At 64.5% G+C, this 17,022-nt stretch carries 15 protein-coding genes; 3 read left to right on the top strand and 12 right to left on the bottom strand.

Features of this window, described 5'->3' with window-relative positions; translation table 11 throughout:
• Window positions 1–13 precede the first annotated feature (13 nt).
• The 4 genes from ABFX19_RS08675 to ABFX19_RS08660 form a co-directional block, all read right to left on the bottom strand.
• Window positions 14–346, bottom strand: a complete 333-nt coding sequence (locus tag ABFX19_RS08675) for a hypothetical protein (protein WP_404800719.1) — start codon at window positions 344–346, stop codon at window positions 14–16.
• Entirely contained in the window at window positions 333–830 is a 498-nt protein-coding gene (locus ABFX19_RS08670) for a Cg1360 family ATP-synthase-associated protein (protein WP_277358609.1), read from the bottom strand. The genes ABFX19_RS08675 and ABFX19_RS08670 overlap by 14 nt, the downstream gene beginning before the upstream one ends.
• Window positions 831–933: 103 nt before the next feature.
• The gene (locus tag ABFX19_RS08665) at window positions 934–1,941 is read right to left on the bottom strand and encodes an MraY family glycosyltransferase (protein ID WP_277358610.1); all 1,008 of its coding nucleotides are present in this window, start codon (window positions 1,939–1,941) and stop codon (window positions 934–936) included.
• Window positions 1,942–1,943: 2 nt separating this feature from the next.
• Entirely contained in the window at window positions 1,944–3,806 is a 1,863-nt protein-coding gene (locus tag ABFX19_RS08660; protein ID WP_277358611.1) for a polysaccharide biosynthesis protein, read from the bottom strand.
• Window positions 3,807–3,983: 177 nt separating this feature from the next.
• On the opposite strand from ABFX19_RS08660, the gene ABFX19_RS08655 reads away from it, so the two are divergent.
• The 3 genes from ABFX19_RS08655 to ABFX19_RS08645 are packed head-to-tail and all read left to right on the top strand — an operon-like array spanning window position 3,984 to window position 6,793.
• A complete protein-coding gene (locus ABFX19_RS08655) occupies window positions 3,984–4,883 on the top strand; it encodes a glycosyltransferase (RefSeq protein WP_346028117.1) in 900 nt (299 codons plus the stop codon).
• 3 nt (window positions 4,884–4,886) lie between these two features.
• Window positions 4,887–5,852 carry a glycosyltransferase gene (locus ABFX19_RS08650; protein WP_346028116.1) on the top strand — a complete coding sequence of 322 codons (966 nt, stop codon included), beginning with the start codon at window positions 4,887–4,889 and terminating at the stop codon, window positions 5,850–5,852.
• On the top strand, window positions 5,849–6,793 hold the full coding sequence (locus tag ABFX19_RS08645) for an NAD-dependent epimerase/dehydratase family protein (RefSeq protein WP_346028115.1): 945 nt from the start codon (window positions 5,849–5,851) through the stop codon (window positions 6,791–6,793). The genes ABFX19_RS08650 and ABFX19_RS08645 overlap by 4 nt, the downstream gene beginning before the upstream one ends.
• Here the strand turns inward: ABFX19_RS08645 and ABFX19_RS08640 are convergent.
• The 8 genes from ABFX19_RS08640 to lysA all read right to left on the bottom strand — a co-directional run bounded on the left by ABFX19_RS08640 (window position 6,744) and on the right by lysA (window position 17,021).
• Complete coding sequence (locus tag ABFX19_RS08640; protein ID WP_277359707.1) at window positions 6,744–7,547, bottom strand: L-threonylcarbamoyladenylate synthase; 804 nt, start codon at window positions 7,545–7,547, stop codon at window positions 6,744–6,746. The genes ABFX19_RS08645 and ABFX19_RS08640 overlap by 50 nt on opposite strands.
• A gap of 17 nt (window positions 7,548–7,564) precedes the next feature.
• A complete protein-coding gene (gene prmC / locus ABFX19_RS08635; RefSeq protein ID WP_346028114.1) occupies window positions 7,565–8,413 on the bottom strand; it encodes a peptide chain release factor N(5)-glutamine methyltransferase in 849 nt (282 codons plus the stop codon).
• Window positions 8,414–8,428: 15 nt separating this feature from the next.
• Window positions 8,429–9,505, bottom strand: coding sequence for a peptide chain release factor 1 (gene prfA, locus ABFX19_RS08630; protein WP_056548352.1), 1,077 nt, complete (start codon window positions 9,503–9,505; stop codon window positions 8,429–8,431).
• A 102-nt stretch (window positions 9,506–9,607) separates the two neighbouring features.
• Window positions 9,608–11,773, bottom strand: a complete 2,166-nt coding sequence (gene rho / locus ABFX19_RS08625) for a transcription termination factor Rho (RefSeq protein WP_346028113.1) — start codon at window positions 11,771–11,773, stop codon at window positions 9,608–9,610.
• Window positions 11,774–12,123: 350 nt separating this feature from the next.
• The gene (gene thrB, locus ABFX19_RS08620; protein ID WP_277359704.1) at window positions 12,124–13,074 is read right to left on the bottom strand and encodes a homoserine kinase; all 951 of its coding nucleotides are present in this window, start codon (window positions 13,072–13,074) and stop codon (window positions 12,124–12,126) included.
• A 13-nt stretch (window positions 13,075–13,087) separates the two neighbouring features.
• Window positions 13,088–14,218, bottom strand: a complete 1,131-nt coding sequence (gene thrC, locus ABFX19_RS08615; RefSeq protein WP_277359703.1) for a threonine synthase — start codon at window positions 14,216–14,218, stop codon at window positions 13,088–13,090.
• Window positions 14,218–15,552: a homoserine dehydrogenase gene (locus ABFX19_RS08610; protein ID WP_277359702.1), complete on the bottom strand. Its 1,335-nt coding sequence runs from the start codon at window positions 15,550–15,552 to the stop codon at window positions 14,218–14,220. The genes thrC and ABFX19_RS08610 overlap by 1 nt, the downstream gene beginning before the upstream one ends.
• An 8-nt stretch (window positions 15,553–15,560) precedes the next feature.
• Window positions 15,561–17,021, bottom strand: coding sequence for a diaminopimelate decarboxylase (gene lysA / locus ABFX19_RS08605; protein WP_346028112.1), 1,461 nt, complete (start codon window positions 17,019–17,021; stop codon window positions 15,561–15,563).
• Between the last annotated feature and the right edge of the window lies 1 nt (window position 17,022).

Here is a 17,022-nt window from a genome sequence, read left to right as displayed (position 1 = left end):
AAGTTATGGGACATTACTCAGGGGAACCTTCCTCCGGACCGCTCCTGCGTTCCGGCGTTGATCCAGGACCGGAGGAGTTGGAACGGGTGAGGTTGTGCTTGTGGGAGAGATAAAAGCCGCCCACTGCACCCAAGAGGCCTCCTGCGAGCACGATCCAACGCGTCCCCAGGAGACTGTCCAGCCCCCAGCCTATCAAACTCCAGACTATGATCCCGCCAATGATGTAGCTGAAAACAGCTATTCCATCGTTGTACCCGGCTTCGCCGTAGCGACCGCGCGCGTCAGCCTCTGGGCGCTCATCGCCCGAGCCCGAGCCGGTGCTGGAGGCTCCTTTACGCACGTCCATCAACCGCCTGCGTTCCGGACGACCCGGTCGAGTCACAGTCGTTGTAGAGCTGGTGGCGCGCCTTGGCAAAAACGGTGACCTCGACAATCTGCCAAAGAACTACTGCTCCCACGGCCGCACCGAAAAACCAGGTGCGTTCCAGCCAGGAGGGGACACCGACAAAAAACAGGACAGCGGCAAAGCCGACCACCTTGATGGCGTAAGTGACCATGAAGATTCCGAGGGCGCCGCTGGGATTCGACCGACCGACGAAATGGCCGATGAGCAGGCTCAGCCCGAAGAAGAGTGCCACCACGGCGTAGCCGAAGAGCACGCTCGCGGCCCCGCTCCCCCCGTTCATCGCGAATGCGATGGCGGTGGTGATGACCAGCGCCGCCCCCGTGACAGCGAGGCAACGCAGCAGGATCCGCAGCCACAGGGACTCAGTGGGACCAGACGCGGAGGCACGGGACACACTGGCGCGCGGTGCGTCGGGTGTGCTCATGGGGTTCCGTCCATCGAGGGGTAGGTTGGGCAGGCGTCTCAGCCCGGCCGGTCCCTGAAATTCTACAGCAGATAGAAATCGATCCCGCTCTTAGTTGCTTTTCTCAACCGTCAGCCGGAATCAGCCGTCGTCGGGCAAGGAGTTTCGGCGAGTAGATGTACAGCGCGACGACGGCGGCCGCGAACACTGAGCAGACGATCGCCAGTGGTGCCGGTGCCGTAGCGAGGACAAATCCGGCCGCACCGACCAGTGCAGAGCACGCGGTGACCACAAGCGCTGACTGCACGTGGGTGAGTCCGACGTCGGTCAAACGCTGGTAGACATGCTCGCGGTGCGAGGCGTACCAGCGATCCCCCGCTCTCACTCGCCGCAGGAAGGTGATGAAGGTGTCGGCCAGATAGATCAGCACAGGAGACAGCAGGTACTCGAGGTAAACGCCCGCCAGCAAGCCAGCGACCGCCATGCCGGCGATGGACGCGCCCAGCAGATAACTGCCGACGTCGCCGAGGAAAACAAAACCCCGCCCAAGATTCCAGGGCAGGAATCCAGCGAAAGCTGCAGCAACCACAAGTCCAGCGACTGTAAGCCAGAACTGGCCCACGAGCATGCCGGCTACCGAGTAGAACACGCCCACCAGGACGCCATGGAGGCCGGAGATACCGTTGATGCCGTCCATGAAATTGGCGGCATTCACGTAGGCGGCCACTGCAAGCGCGCCAATCGGCACCCACCAGTAGGATTGCCCGATCGTCCATGCAAGAGCAGTGGTTCCGACTGCTCCGATCGTCAACTGGATCAGCGCACGCAGCCGGATCGACAGACCCCGGTAGTCTTCGATCCAGCCGAGTACGGCCGCCGCTGAAAGGATTGCCAGGACGATGAGCACCACTGAGCGGTCTACCGGGACCAGGCCGGTCAGCAGGGACAGAAGAAGCCCGACGACGATCCCCACTGCGACGGTGATGCCCACTCCCCGGATAACCACCGAGGTGTGAGAGGACCGTTCATTGGGGATGTCGAGCACGCCCAGCTTCTGCAGGATCGGCTTCAGTCCAAACGGCAGGACCAGGCTGAGCAGCAGGGAGGAACCGACAACAACCCAGAGCAGCATGGTCAGGCCCCTTTTTCAGCCGGAGGTTGCATGCCCTCGGAATAGGCCTCGATGCCGCCCTTGACCTTCCAGTCACGCAGGTCGAGCATGCCCGGATCAAGTGCCGCTACCCGGGTGTGCGAAATCTTGGGGTGGAGGGGGCGGGCGTCGTCCTCGTCGATCCCCACAAGGTCTTCGTGTAGTTTCTCGCCTTTGCGCAGGCCGGTGAAGACTATTTCGATGTCCTTCCCGGACATTGCGATCATCCGCTGGGCCACATCCAGAATCTTCACCGGCTCCCCCATGTCGAGGATCAGGACTTCCCCCCCGCTGCCGATTGCTCCCGCCTGAATGACGAGCTGGCAGGCTTCAGGGATGGTCATGAAGAAGCGGGTCACCTCGGGGTCGGTGACAGTGATCGGTCCGCCCACCCTGATCTGCTCAGTGAATAGCGGCAGCATCGATCCGCGGCTACCAATAACGTTGCCGAAGCGGACGGACACGTACCTTGCGCCCGCCGCGCCGGCCGTCCAGGCCGTCAATTTCTCAGCGACGCGCTTCGAGTGACCAAGAACGCTGGTGGGATTGGCGGCCTTGTCCGTGGAAATGTTTACGAAGTTGCTGACACCGGCCGCTTCGGCTGCCCGCAGAACGTTGAGCGTGCCAAGGACGTTCGTTTTCCACGCCTCTTCCGGATACTGCTCAAGCAGGGACACGTGCTTAAGCGCCGCCGCATGGAAAACCACCTCAGGTTTGCGGTCTACGAAGATTGCGCGCAGCGTGTCTGCTTCCCGGATGTCGGCAAGGACTGTGTCCCTGCCCGTCAGCAGTCCCCTGCCTGTCAGGGAGATCTGGGTGGTCTGAAGTCCCGTTTCGTCACGATCAAGCATGATGAGTTCCGCTGGCCCGAACTCTGCGATCTGGCGGCACAGCTCGGAGCCGATGGAACCGCCTGCACCGGTCACCAGAACCCGCCTGCCGGCGATGTAGCCCGCCACCTCGTCAGCGCGGATATCCACCGGACGCCGGCCGATCAAATCCTCCACCGCCACTTCACGGAAATCGGTGAGGCCCTTCTCTCCGCCTCCAGCGAGCATCTCGCGCAGCGGCGGCAGCACGAGTACGCGTATGTTAAGCCCAGTGACGAGGTCCGAAACGCGCCTCACCTGCGCCGCTTCAACATCGGAAAACGCAATGACGAGGGCGGTTGCACGCGTGCGCCGCGCCATCTCGGGCAGATCTTCGAGGCGGCCCAGTACCGGAACCGTGGCGAGCCGCAGGTGCTTCTTGGCGGGATCATCATCGATCAGGCCGACCGGAAAGTAGGGGGACTCCCGATCCTGCATCATCCGGGTTACCAGCGACTTGCCGAGGAAGCCTGCCCCATAGATCAGGGTCCGCTGCGCGTCGTCGCCGGGTTTGGCCTTGCTCTCCACATACATACGCTTCAGATAGCGGGTTGACGCCATGAAGATACAGGCAAAAGGGAAAGCGATAATAGCCACGCTTCGCGGGATCTGGATGACGCTGATGAAAGCGATGCTCACCAGCAGCAGGATCACAGAAACAATCACCGTCACGATCACCAGCAGACGCGCTTCGTGGAAGCTACCGAACGCATAGCGCCCCCGGTAGAGGGCGAAGCTCATCCCGACAACCAGCTGGGAGATCACTGCAACGGCGCAGAAGACGACTGCACCCGGCACATTGATCTGGGTGACCAGCAGCTCCAGGCGAAGGATCACGGCCAGGAAGACAGCAACAATCCACGCGAAGGAATCAAAGGCGTACTGGGACCACAACCACAGGGCCGGCTTGTCTGTCCTGCCGGCGGAGTCGTCCTGATTCACGCGAGCCGCGGAATTCTGGTTATCCGTCTGTGTCATGATTCCTTTGGATGGGCGGTTGGCGTAGCGTCACGCCCCCTTCGATCCGGCGCGAAAAGGCCGTCCGGGCCGTGTAATAGACTTTCCCTACCCGAGAATACTAGCCCGACTGATGCGTGCTCCCTGTGACCGATCACCGCGAGCTGAGCGTTGCGGAGGCTGGCCGAAAGGACCGTTTTGCAGGAAACCGTGGCTGTAGCGGCAGTGACTTTCGACAGACCGGATGACGTACAGACACTTCTCGAAGCGCTCGCACGGCAAGATCACCCGATCGCATCTGTGGCACTGGTTGACTCGGGCACACAGGACGTCTCTGCCCTGGCTGAACAATCCAGCGCTCCCGTGAACTACATCCGGTCCGCCACCAATCTGGGCGGCGCCGGCGGTTTCTCCCTCGCAATTCTTTCCGCGATGGCGAGCGGCGCCGAGTGGATCTGGATCATGGACGACGACGCCCACCCTGAGGACACCGCTGTCCTCAGCAAACTGCTTGAGTCCGCCCATCTGCGCAACCTTGACGTCGTCGTGCCCCTGATCGTCGCACCGACCGATTCCACCCGGCTCTCCTTCCCCTTTCGCATCCAGGGGCGCACCACCCACGATCGGGATCAGGTGGAGAACCTTGGCTTCATTCCGGACATTGCCCAGTTCTTCAACGGAGCGCTGATCCGCGCCGACGTCTTTTTCCGGGTCGGGCTGCCGGATCTACGCCTGTTCATCCGCGGCGATGAAACTGACTTCATGCTGAGGCTCCGCCGCGCCGGCATCCCCTTCGGTACGGTCACCACCGTTGCGCTCAGCCACCCGCCGGGATGGGCTGAAGTGCAGCACGTCATCGGCGACCGGCTCCATGTGCTGGTTCCGGAAACACCCTTCAAGCGCTTCTACTTCTTCCGGAACCGCGGACATCTCACGCGTCGGTACATCCGTGTGCGTTCCTTTGTAGCGGACGTGGTGGGGTACCCGGTCTACTACGTCCGCAGGGGTGATATCCGCGGGCTTGCCTCCTGGGCCCGTGCCTACGCTGCAGGAATGCGTGGGCGAAGCTTCGGCCCTCCCTCCGACTTCGGGTTCTGATTGATGACCGCGCAGCCGTCCGTCACCGTGGTGGTGACTACCTTTAACCGCGCCGGCTACTTGAGCCGACTGCTGGATTCTCTGGGACAGCTCGATCCGGCGCCTGCCGCCGTCGTCGTCGTTGACAACGCCAGTACCGACTCCACCGGTGAGGTACTGGAAGCGGCGGCCGCCTCGTTTCCGGTCCCGCTGACGGTTCACCGGCTGGGAGTCAATGCCGGTGGCTCCGGCGGCTTCTCCGCCGGTGTTGAGCGCGCGCTGACCGACGGCGCGACCTGGCTGTGGCTGATGGACGACGACGTCGAAGTCCTGCCCGGCGCGCTGGCCGCCTTTTCCCCGTGGCTCGAACACTACAGATGCTTGCACGGCCGGCGCCTGGACCACACCGGTGAACCTTTCTTCTGGCAACACCGTTTCAACCCGTTCCTTGGCGTGCACTTCCCGATTCCCGGCAACGTCTTCGCTTCTTCTCCGGTTTTCCGCACCAATGTGGCGTGCTTCGAGGGTGTTCTCCTGCATGCGGGCGTCGTCCGCGAGGTGGGACTGCCTGACCCGCGGTTCTTCATCAACGGCGATGACACCACTTACGGCTGGCTCATCTCCCAGCGGGAGCCAGTTGTCTACATTGACGAGTTCGTGCTGCGGAAGGCCCGCCCGCAGAAGCAGATCGACCTCGGCCTGCGGCATCTGAACGATTCGAGCAACCTGGGACGCTACTGCGGAATGCGGAACCGCGGGCATCTCGCAAGGTATTTGATGGAGTACGGGCAATTCAACCGCGTCGGATTCGCACTGGGAACAGCCCTCACCGCAGCGAAGGAACTGGTACGGCTGATCGCGGTCGAGCATACTCTTTCGGGCGTCGGTTCCCTGTGGCACGGGTGGCGCGAGTCGCGCTTTGTCCTGCGGGATCCCGACTGGCTGCCGATGCCGGCGCTGACTCCCCGGGCAACGGGCGCTGCCTCATGATCTGGTCCGTCGTCGGCGGCAGCGGCTTCGTCGGGAGCGCAGTCCTCAAGGCGCTCACGGAGGCAGGTGAGGAAGCAAGGCCGGTCAGGGCACCGCGCGTCAGTGCATCAGCAGACACACCGGCACGGGTACTCGCGGAGGCTGACCGGCAGGCCGCCGTCGTCGACCGCCTGGCGGCTGAACTCGCCGGTTGCACCGTGGTGGTCAATGCGGCAGGCGCCGCCGCACCGCGCAGTCCCGGCTCACCGGAGCTGACCGGCGCCAACGCCCTGCTCCCCGTGCTGCTCGCCCGCGCGTGCGCCGCGGCGGGGGTTCATCGGCTGGTGCACCTCAGCAGCGCGGCCGTGCAGGGGCACCGTCCGGTCCTCGACGAATCGCCGGACACTGCACCCTTTTCCCCTTACTCTCGGAGCAAGGCGCTCGGGGAACAGGCGCTTGGACTCGGCCCCTTCGGCACGCTTGAAATTGTCTCGGTGCGCGCCACCTCCGTCCAGGGCCTTGAACGGCCGACGACGACGGCACTGGCCCGGCTCGCTGCCTCACCGCTGGCATCGGTCGCCTCACCCGGCACCGCACCCAGCCCGGTCTCCTCGGTCGACGCGCTCGCGGAGCTTGTCCGCACGGTTGGTCTGCATCAGGGCCAGCTTCCGGAGGTGGTGCTGCAGCCCTGGGAAGGGATGACCGTGCGCACGGTGCTCGAGGCCACCGGAGGCACTCCCCTGGTTCTTCCGGCATTTCTCTGTCGGCTCATCCTGCGCACGGGATACGGGGTATCCGCACTTCTGAAGGAACGCCTGCACGGGTCGATCCGGCGCGTTGAGCTGATGTGGTTCGGCCAGGATCAGGTTGCCGGCTGGGTTGCCCGGCAGGGCGTCGCCCTTCCTGCCCGCGTCAGTTCGATCCTTGAGGAGGCCGGGGCTCGTCGACGCGGTCCTCGCTAGTGGGCTGGCTTTCAGCGGGCGTCGCGTCCGGCGGGCCCGCAGGTTCTTCTTCCGTGCCGCGTTCCTCTTCCGCGCTCCCGTCCTCTGCACCGGCGTCGTCACCGGCGGTTCCACGTACGACCCCGGGAACCACAGCGCGCAGCTCTTCGAACGAAATCACGCCCTCGCGAACCACGACGGGCAGATCTCCGGTGGTATCCACGATGGTGGACGCACCGGCGTCGGCTGAGCGTGCACCGTCTTCAAGGTAGACCTCCACCGCGTCTCCCAGCTGGGCATAGGCATCAGCCGCGGTAGCAGCCGCCGGCTGCCCCGTGCGGTTCGCCGAGGAGACGGCGAGCGGACCCGTCAGGATCAGGAGGTCCAACGCAACGCGGTCGTTCGGCATGCGAAGGGCCACAGTGCCGAACGTGTCCCCGAGGTCCCAGGTGAGCGAAGGCTGGGCATGACAGATGAGGGTGAGGCCGCCCGGCCAGAACTCCTCGGCGAGCCTGCGGGCTTCAAGGCTGATGTCGGTTGCCAGCCCGTCCATGGTCTGGAGGCGTGGAATGAGAACCGGCGGCGGCATGCTGCGGCCGCGGCCCTTGGATGCGAGCAGCGTGGCAACGGCTTGCGGTGTGAAGGCATCCGCGGCAATGCCGTACACGGTGTCGGTGGGAATCACCACGCACTGCTTTGCGGCAAGCGCACGTTGGGCACGCGCAATTCCCTCACTGCGTTCGGTGGAGTCGGAGCAATCGAAGGTGGCACTCACGCCAGCCATCCTTTCATTTACAGCACGTCGGTTCGAATTGCCGATGTTGCACGGTCCCGCTCAGCAAGGTCCTGGTGCGTGCAGACAGTCTTCCACGACGGGTCTGCGCCCAGTATCCGCATCAGTGCTTCTGCCTGCACCTCGGCGTGTTCCATCACGAAATAACCGCCGGGCTTCAGGAGGCGCACGGCCGCAGCTGCAGCGGCCAGGGGTAGGCGCAGCCCGTCGGCACTCCCCCCGAACAGTGCAATCTCCGGGTCGTGCTCAGCAACTTCGGGGTCGCGAGGAACCGCATCGGTTGGGATGTAGGGAGGATTAGATACGACGACGTCGAACGTTCCGTTCAGTTCGCTGAGCGCCGTGGCATAGTCGCCGTTGACCAGGGTGACACCGTGCGGCTTCAAATTGCGCGCCGCCCATGCCAACGCCAGCTCGCTCAGTTCAACCGCATAAACGTCCGCGTCGGGCACCTCCTGCGCAATCGAGCCTGCTATGGCGCCGGACCCGGTTCCAAGGTCCGCCACGCGCGCCCCGGAGATACCCCGCGCCGCATCAATGGCAAGCTGGGCAACCGCCTCCGTCTCCGGGCGTGGAATGAAGACGCCAGGTCCCACTGCAACCTCCAGACCGCGGAAGTACGCAATGCCCGTGATGTGTTGAAGCGGCACCCGCTGGGCCCGCTCGGCAACGAGTTCGCCGTACCCCTCCGGCACCGCAGCCCCGATCAAGGCGAGGGCACGCACCCGACCCACACTCTCAGCCATGAGGTGCGCGGCGAGGAGTTCCGCGTCGACCCTCGGACTCGGCACACCTGCCTCAGCCAGCGTCGACGCAGCTTCGCGCAGGGCATCCGCCAGCGACTCCATGCTGTGCCGACTCTCCTACGCGTCGTCGCCGATGGCGTCGAGCCGGGTCTGTTCGTCCAGTTCGATGGCGGACTGTACTACCGGTTCGAGCTCACCATTCATGACGGCGTCGAGGTTGTACGCCTTGTAGCCCGTGCGGTGATCAGCGATGCGGTTTTCGGGGAAGTTGTAGGTGCGGATCCGCTCTGACCGGTCCATGGTGCGCACCTGGGACTTGCGGATGTCAGAGTTCGCGGCGTCGATCTCTTCCTGCTTGGCAGCGAGGATGCGAGAGCGCAGCACGCGCATGGCTGCCTCCCGGTTCTGCAGCTGGGATTTCTCGTTCTGCATGGCAACGACGATGCCGGTGGGAAGGTGGGTGATGCGCACGGCGGAGTCCGTGGTGTTCACCGACTGGCCGCCGGGCCCGGACGACCGGTAGACGTCAATCTTGAGGTCGTTCTGACTGATTTCCACCTCTTCGGGCTCATCAACCTCGGGTAGTACCAGTACTCCGGCTGCCGAGGTGTGAATCCGCCCTTGCGACTCCGTGACCGGAACGCGCTGCACCCGGTGAACTCCGCCCTCGAACTTCAACCGCGCGTACACGCCTTCGGCAGGGTCATTCGATGATCCCTTGATGGCCATCTGGACATCCTTGTACCCGCCGAGATCGGATTCATTGGCGGAAATGAGCTCGGTCTTCCAGCCGCGGGATTCGGCGTACCGGGTGTACATCCGGAGGAGATCGCCGGCAAACAGCGCGGCTTCGTCTCCTCCTTCGCCACCCTTGACCTCGATGATGACGTTGCGGGAGTCGTTGGGATCACGCGGGATCAGCAGCCGTCGCAGACGTTCCTGCGCGGCAGCCAACTGTTGCTCAAGCTCGGGGATCTCGGCAGCGAATTCAGGGTCCTCGGCCATCTCACGGGCGGCTTCAAGATCATCTTCCAGGGCCTGCCACCGTGTGTGCGCTTCCACGATGCCGCTGAGTTCGGCATAGCGCCGGCCAAGCTTGCGAGCCAGGGACTGGTCTGTGTGGACGGCCGGATCAGACAGCCGGACCTGCAGCTCGGCGTGCTCATCGAGCAGGCCCTGAATGGACTCAAACATGGCGGACACAACCTTCAGTATCGGATTCGAGCGGTGGTGGGTGGCTTAACGCGCGAAGCCGTTCGAGACATGCCGGCCGGCATGTCTCGAACGGCTACTCAACTAATCGTTGTCGCTTTTTGATCCAAGCGTGGTTTTCTGGACCTGCATGAGGAACTCGACGTTCGACTGCGTCTCCCGGATCTTGTTGGTGAGCAGCTCGAGTGCCTGCTGCTGCTCCAGTCCGGAAAGGACCCTGCGAAGCTTCCACATGATCTTGACCTCGTCCGGCGAGAGCAGGTTCTCCTCGCGCCGGGTACCCGATGCGTTGACATCGACCGCGGGGAAGATGCGCTTGTCCGCGAGGTTGCGGGACAGTCGCAGTTCCATGTTGCCGGTGCCCTTGAACTCTTCGAAGATCACTTCATCCATCTTGGAACCGGTCTCCACCAACGCCGTGGCGAGAATGGTCAGCGAGCCGCCGTTCTCGATATTGCGGGCTGCACCGAAGAAGCGCTTCGGCGGGTACAGGGCCGCCGAGTCGACGCCGCCGGAGAGAATACGGCCCGAGGCAGGTGCTGCCAGGTTGTAGGCGCGTCCCAGGCGGGTCATCGAGTCAAGGAGTACAACGACGTCCATTCCCATCTCGACGAGGCGCTTGGCGCGCTCGATCGAGAGTTCGGCAACGGTCGTGTGGTCGTCAGCCGGGCGATCGAAGGTAGAGGCGATGACCTCACCCTTGACGGTGCGCTGCATGTCGGTGACTTCCTCGGGACGTTCGTCCACGAGCACCATCATGAGGTGCACTTCCGGGTTGTTCACCGTGATGGCGTTGGCAATAGCCTGCAGGATCAGGGTCTTGCCGGCCTTCGGAGGCGACACGATGAGTCCACGCTGGCCCTTGCCGATCGGCGCCACCAGGTCAATGACGCGCGGACCGATCTTCTTGGGCTCGGTCTCCAGGCGCAGGCGCTCGGAGGGGTAGAGCGGAACGAGCTTCGCGAAGTCCACGCGGTCCTTCAGCTCTTCAGGGTTCTTGCCGTTGATGGAGGTCAACCGGACGAGCGCGTTGAACTTCTGGCGGGTGCTGCTCTGGCTCTCGCCCTCGCGCGGCGCACGGATGGCACCGACTACGGCATCGCCCTTGCGCAGCCCGTGCTTCTTGACCTGGGCAAGAGAGACGTAAACGTCGTTGGCTCCTGGCAGGTAACCGGAGGTGCGCACGAATGCGTAGTTCTCGAGGACGTCCAGGATGCCTGCAACGGGCAGCAGGACATCGTCATCGGTGACCTCGACGTCGTCGACGTCCGGGTTCTGGTTGCTGCGCCCCCGACGGCGCTCGTTGCGGTCGCGGAACCGGTTGTTGCGGTCATCCTCGCGGTTGTTGCGGTTACGGTTGCGCCGGTTGCGGCTGTTGCCTTCGTCGCGGTCGCCGCGGTTGTCCCGGTCACGGTCATTCCGGTTGTCCCGGTCGCCACGGTTGTCACGGTTGTCACGGTCGCCACGGTCTCCGCGATCATTCCGGTTGTCCCGGTCGTTCTGGTTATCGCGGTTGTCTTCGGTTGAACGGCGATCGTCATTGGAGCGTCGCTCGTTGCGGTCGCGGTTGCGGTCGCGGCGGTCATTGCGCCGCTCGCCCTGGCTATCCGAACCCTCGGAGTTCTCAGCATTCTGCTGCGCGCCCTGCTCGGCACCGTCGGTCTCAGATGCTTGCGCACTGCCCTGTGCCTCAGACTCGGTGCGTCGCCCACGGCGCCCGTCCCGGCTGCGGCGGCCTCGATCCGGAGTTTCCGAATCAGCTGCGGAATTCTCCTGGACGGACCCGCCCTCGGACTCGGCCGCGGAGCCCACAGCCTGATTGCCCTGCGCACTGTCAGAGGCAGCCTGCTCCGTCTTTACGACGCCGTCGCTTCCCGCCCGCCTATTACGGTTACGGGTGCGGGTTGGCCGCTCGGCAGGCTCAGCTGCCTGCTCCTGCGATGCAGCACCGGCACCGTTCTGTGCAGCAGCGTTGCCTGACGAAGACGATGCATTCTCGTGTGCCGGAGCCTGTGCAGACGTCGCCTTGGGGCGGTCTGCCACTGCCGAGCCGCGCTGGTGGTCGGAGATTGCGGCCACGAGGTCACCCTTGCGCATCCGCGAACCTACGGTGATACCAAGCTGACCGGCAAGCGCCTGCAGCTGGGCGAGCTTCAGTCCGGCAAGCCCGGAACTTTTGGAAGCTGGTGCGCCGTTCGTTTCGGCGGCTTGGGTATCCACGCCTGTCGGCAGGTCAGTGGTTTGAGTCACGAAGGATTCCTTCCCCCTCGTCGGGCGATCCATCTCTGATGTGGATCGCGGTTTTGGTTTGCCCGCCGCCAAGTCAGAAGAGTTGGAAGCTAAGGTTTCGGTGCTGGCCGGATGCTTTCCGGCGTGGCCGAGCGTGCTGGAGACCTCGAGCCCCAGTGCGTAGCAGTCACGATGTGACTGCTGCCGCATCAGGTTCTGGGAGGTACACCTGAGATTGAGCCACTGCTGACACACAGGCAGTTTCACGACGGTCACAGAAGATGACGGCCAGATCAACAGAAGCACATCTGAATACGGAACTGTCTTCGTAAGATCGGTGCGTGATGAACGTCAACGATTCAAGCAGGCAATTACCGTTGGTGCACCTTCACTTTAGCACCTTCTGTGTCCACGTTCAGCCGTAGAACACGCCAGTCAATACCCTCATCCGCACCGACGACGATGCGCTGGACCGCCTCGATGACCGCGGCTGCCTGGTCCTGACCCACGGCAAGCGTCATTACTGTAGGCCCGGCGCCGGAGATCACCGAGGCGAAGCCCTCGGATCGCAACGCCCGCATCAGTGTGGCACTGTGCAGCATGGCCTGGGCGCGGTAATCCTGATGCAGCAGGTCCCTGGTCCCATCGAAGAGAAACTCGGGCGAGTTTGTCATCGCGTGCACCAGCAGGGCGGCGCGGCCGGCGTTGGATGACGCGCTGTTATGCGGTACGGAAGCGGGCAACAGGGCACGCGCTGCCTCTGTCGACAGTTCGCTGGCGGGAATGGCGACAACAGGCACTACATCAGGATGCACCGGGAGGATGGTGCTCTGGTAGGCACGACCCGTTTCCCACGAGACCGCTAGTGAACCCAGCAGCGCCGGTGCCACATTGTCCGGGTGTCCCTCGAGCGTGGAGCACAGTTGCAGGACAGCGCGCGCATCCATCCGGGCGGACTCGGGAAGAATCGCGTTGGCCGCCAATACGGAGGAGACGATTGCCGCCGCGGAAGACCCGAGGCCCCTGCCATGGGGAATCACGTTCCGTGTCTCGATTTCCAGGCCGGGGCTGGCGAACCCTGCACGCTCCAGCGTGCCGAGGATAGTTGCTGCAACCAGGTGCGTCTCGTCCCGCGGCAAGGACTCCTCGCCCTCTCCGGTGACCGTCACCGTCGTCGTGCCGGTTTCGGTGGTCCGGACACGGATGGAATCGTAGAGCGTCACGGCCAGCCCCAGGCTGTCGAAACCGGGGCCGAGGTTGGCGCTGGTTGCCGGGACTTCCACCGAAACCTCCTGCCCGGACGCAACCATGGCCTCAGTCATGGCCGGCGCTCCGCTAAGCATCTGCCCGCTGGCCCACGTGCGAGTCCGCCAGGCCCAGCGCCCCTGCAACGCTGACGACGTCGAACTCCACCTTGGTGGGCTCAACGTCAGAACCGTCCGCCGCCTTGAGCGCCCACTGCGGGTCCTTGAGGCCATGCCCCGTGACTGTAATGACGATGGTCTTGCCCTCCGGGACGTCTCCGGCTGTGTGCTTCTTGATCAGGCCCGCAACGCCGGCAGCCGACGCCGGTTCCACGAAGACGCCCTCACGGGACGAAAGCCAGCGGTGCGCCTCGAGGATCTCCTCATCGGTCACCGCCTCGATGAGCCCGCCCGATTCATCCCGCGCGGTGATGGCCTGGTCCCAGGACGCCGGATTGCCGATGCGGATGGCGGTGGCGATGGTGTCCGGCTCAGTCACGGGGTAGCCCTTCACCAGCGGCGATGCCCCTTCGGCCTGGAAGCCCCACATGATGGGGGTGCGAGTCGATACCGCGGGCAATTCCCCTGCTGTGGGAGAGGTATAGGGCTGCGAGTACTCCTTATAGCCCTTCCAGTAGGCGGTGATGTTTCCCGCATTGCCCACAGGCAGCAGGTGATAGTCGGGGGCGTCGCCCAGGGAATCAACAACCTCGAAGGCGGCTGTCTTCTGGCCCTCGATGCGTGCAGGGTTCACGGAATTCACGAGGAACACCGGGTAGGACTCCGCCAGTTTCCGGGCCACATCGAGGCAGTTGTCGAAGTTGCCGTGCACCTGCAACAGCTCTGCGCCGTGGGCTATGGCCTGGCTGAGTTTGCCCATGGCGATCTTGCCGTCCGGCACCAATACCGCGCAGGTCAGACCGGCCTGCGTTGCGTAAGCCGCAGCGGACGCCGAAGTGTTGCCAGTGGAGGCGCACACGACGGCCTTCGCCCCGGCTTCAACAGCCGCGGTGATGGCCATGGTCATGCCCCGGTCCTTGAAGGAACCGGTCGGGTTCATCCCCTCGACCTTCAGGTACACGCTGCAACCGGTGAGCTCCGACAACGCCGGTGCGTGCACCAGCGGCGTTCCACCTTCACCCAGCGTGATCACGCGCGTGGACTCCGTCACCGGCAAACGGTCAGCGTACTCGCGGATAACCCCGCGCCATTGGTGAGCCATCAGAGTCCCTCTACTCGGAGGACGGAGGTCACTGCATTGATGACGTCCAGGTCCTGGATATGTTTCACAGTTGTTGCCAGCGCGGATTCGGTGGCCCGGTGTGTGACGATGCGCAGTTCCGCGCTCGCCGCCCCGACGTCGCTCGCCGGGTGGATAGTCTGCCGCATGGTCTCGATCGAGACGCCGTGCTCGGCGAAGAGTTGCGCGATCCGAGCGAGCACGCCGGGCTGGTCCGCCACGTCCAGGCCGATGTAATAGCTCGTGTTCACCATGTCGATGCTGAGCGCAGGGACGTGGCCCGTCGTTGTTTCGGTTCGGCCCGGACCGCCAAGCACCATGCGGCGGGCGGCGCTGACCACATCTCCGAGGACGGCGGAGGCGGTCGGTGTTCCGCCGGCTCCCTGGCCATAGAACATGAGCTCGCCGGCGTTCTCCGCTTCGACGAAGACCGCGTTGAACGCTCCGCGCACCGCGGCGAGTGGATGCTCACGCGGCAGGAGGGTGGGGTGCACGCGGACGCTGACGCCGTCGTCGCCCGCTTCATCCTTCAGCAGCTCCGCAATGGCGAGCAGTTTGATGACGTAGCCGGCGTCCTTGGCCGCAGAGATGTCCTCCGCCGAGACGGAGGTGATGCCCTGGCAGTGCACGTTTTCCAGCGCGAAGCGCGTGTGGAAGGACAGGGAGGCGAGGATCGCCGCTTTGGCAGCGGCGTCATATCCCTCGATGTCCGCCGTGGGATCGGCCTCGGCGTAACCGAGGCGCTGCGCGTCGGCCAGTGCATCGGCGAACTGGGCGCCGGTGGAGTCCATCTGGTCCAGGATGTAGTTCGTGGTCCCGTTGACAATACCGAGGACGCGCGTGATGCGGTCTCCCGAGAGGCTGTCGCGGATCGGGCGGAGAATGGGAATGGCTCCGGCGACGGCGGCCTCGTAGGACAGCTGGACGTGCGCCGCGTCCGCGCGCTCGTAGAGGGTGGGCCCGTCCTGGGCGAGCAGTGCCTTGTTGCCGGTGACCACGGTGGCTCCGTGGTCGATCGCCCGCAGGATCAGGGTGCGGGCGGGTTCAATTCCGCCCATGAGCTCAATGACGATGTCCGCTCCCTCCACCAGGGATTCCGCATCCGTGGTGAACAGCTCCCTGGGGAGCTCGGCCTCACGGGGTGCGTCGATGGATCGCACCGCAATGCCGGTGAGCTCCAGGCGCGCACCGATGCGGGCGGCCAGGTTGTCGGCGTCCTCGAGGAGGATCCGCGCAACCTGCGAACCGACGTTTCCGCAGCCCAGCAGGGCCACACGCAGTGTGCCGTCGGAAACGGTGGTGTGGGGGGCATTCATCAAATCGATCAGGCTCCTGCTTCCAGAGTTGCTCGGTCGTTTCCCGTCTTGCGCAGCACATCGCGCGAGAGGAGGTCTTCTTCGGTTTCGCCGCGCACGATGATGCGTGCCTCGCCGTCCTTCACTGCGACCACAGGGGGTCGGGTGAGGTAGTTGTAGTTGCTGGCCAGCGACCAGCAGTAGGCGCCTGTTCCCGGCACCGCAAGCAGGTCTCCATGCGTGGTGTCGCCGGGCAGGTAGACGCTGCGCACAACGATGTCACCGCTTTCGCAGTGCTTCCCGACAACGCGCGAGAGCACCGGCTCCGCTGCGGAGGTGCGTGATGCAACCACGGCCGAATAGTCGGCGTCGTACAGCACCGGGCGAGCGTTGTCACTCATTCCGCCGTCAACTGAGACGTAGCGGCGGGGGTGGGAGGCGCCGTCGACGTCCGCCTGCACCGTCTTGGTGGTGCCGGCGGTATACAGGGTGAAGGTGCTTGGTCCGGCGATGGCGCGGCCGGGCTCGATCGAGATCCGCGGCGCCCGCAGACCGTGCGCAGCGCACGCCTCACCGACGACGGCGGCCATTGCCTTGGCGATGGCCGCGGGCGAGCGCGGGGTGTCTTCCTCGGTGTAGGCGATGCCGTAGCCCCCGCCCAGATCGAGTTCCTTCAGTTCGACGCCGTGACGGTCCCGGACCTCGGCGAGGAAGCCCAGGAGGCGGCGCGCCGCCAGCTCGAACCCGGCGGACTCGAAAATCTGTGACCCGATGTGGCTGTGTACTCCGAGCAGGCGGATGCAGGGGTGGTCCAGTGCCGCAGCTACGGCTTGCGCCGCTGGTGATTCCGTGCCCGACGACGACGGCGCCAGCGACAGCCCGAACTTCTGGTCTTCGTGCGCGGTGGCAATGAATTCATGCGTGTGCGCGTGCACACCAGGAGTGAGCCGGAGCATGACATTCGCAGTGGCGCCGCGGGCCTGGGCGAGCGCGCCGACCCGCTGCAGCTCATCGAGGCTGTCAACCACGATGCGGCCAACCTCGAGATCGAGCGCACGGTTCAGCTCGGCGTCGGACTTGTTATTGCCGTGCAGCGCGAGTTGGCGTCCCTGCAGGCCCGCGCGGAGCGCGACCGCCATCTCACCGCCGGACGCGGTGTCCAGGCGCAGGCCCTCCTCCGATACCCAGTGGGCCACCTCCGAACAGAGGAACGATTTGCCCGCGTAGTAGACGTCCACTCCACCGCACAGGTCACGGAACGCAGCGTTGAACGCCTCCCGGAAATTCCTTGCCCGTGTGCGGAAATCTGTTTCCGAGACCACGTACACAGGGGTGCCGAACTTCTCAGCGAGTTTGGTCACAGAAACACCGTCCACGGACACGGCGCCGCTTCGCGTCCTGGTGACCGTGGATGCCCACAACGCCGGGTTGAGCTCGTTGGCGTCAGCCGGGTAGGTAAGCCAGCCGGGAGCCAGAGGTGAGGCAGGCATG

It is taken from the genome of Arthrobacter parietis, from assembly GCF_039530425.1.
Lineage (GTDB): Bacteria > Actinomycetota > Actinomycetes > Actinomycetales > Micrococcaceae > Arthrobacter_D > Arthrobacter_D parietis.
This window is presented reverse-complemented; position numbering and strand designations above follow the sequence as displayed.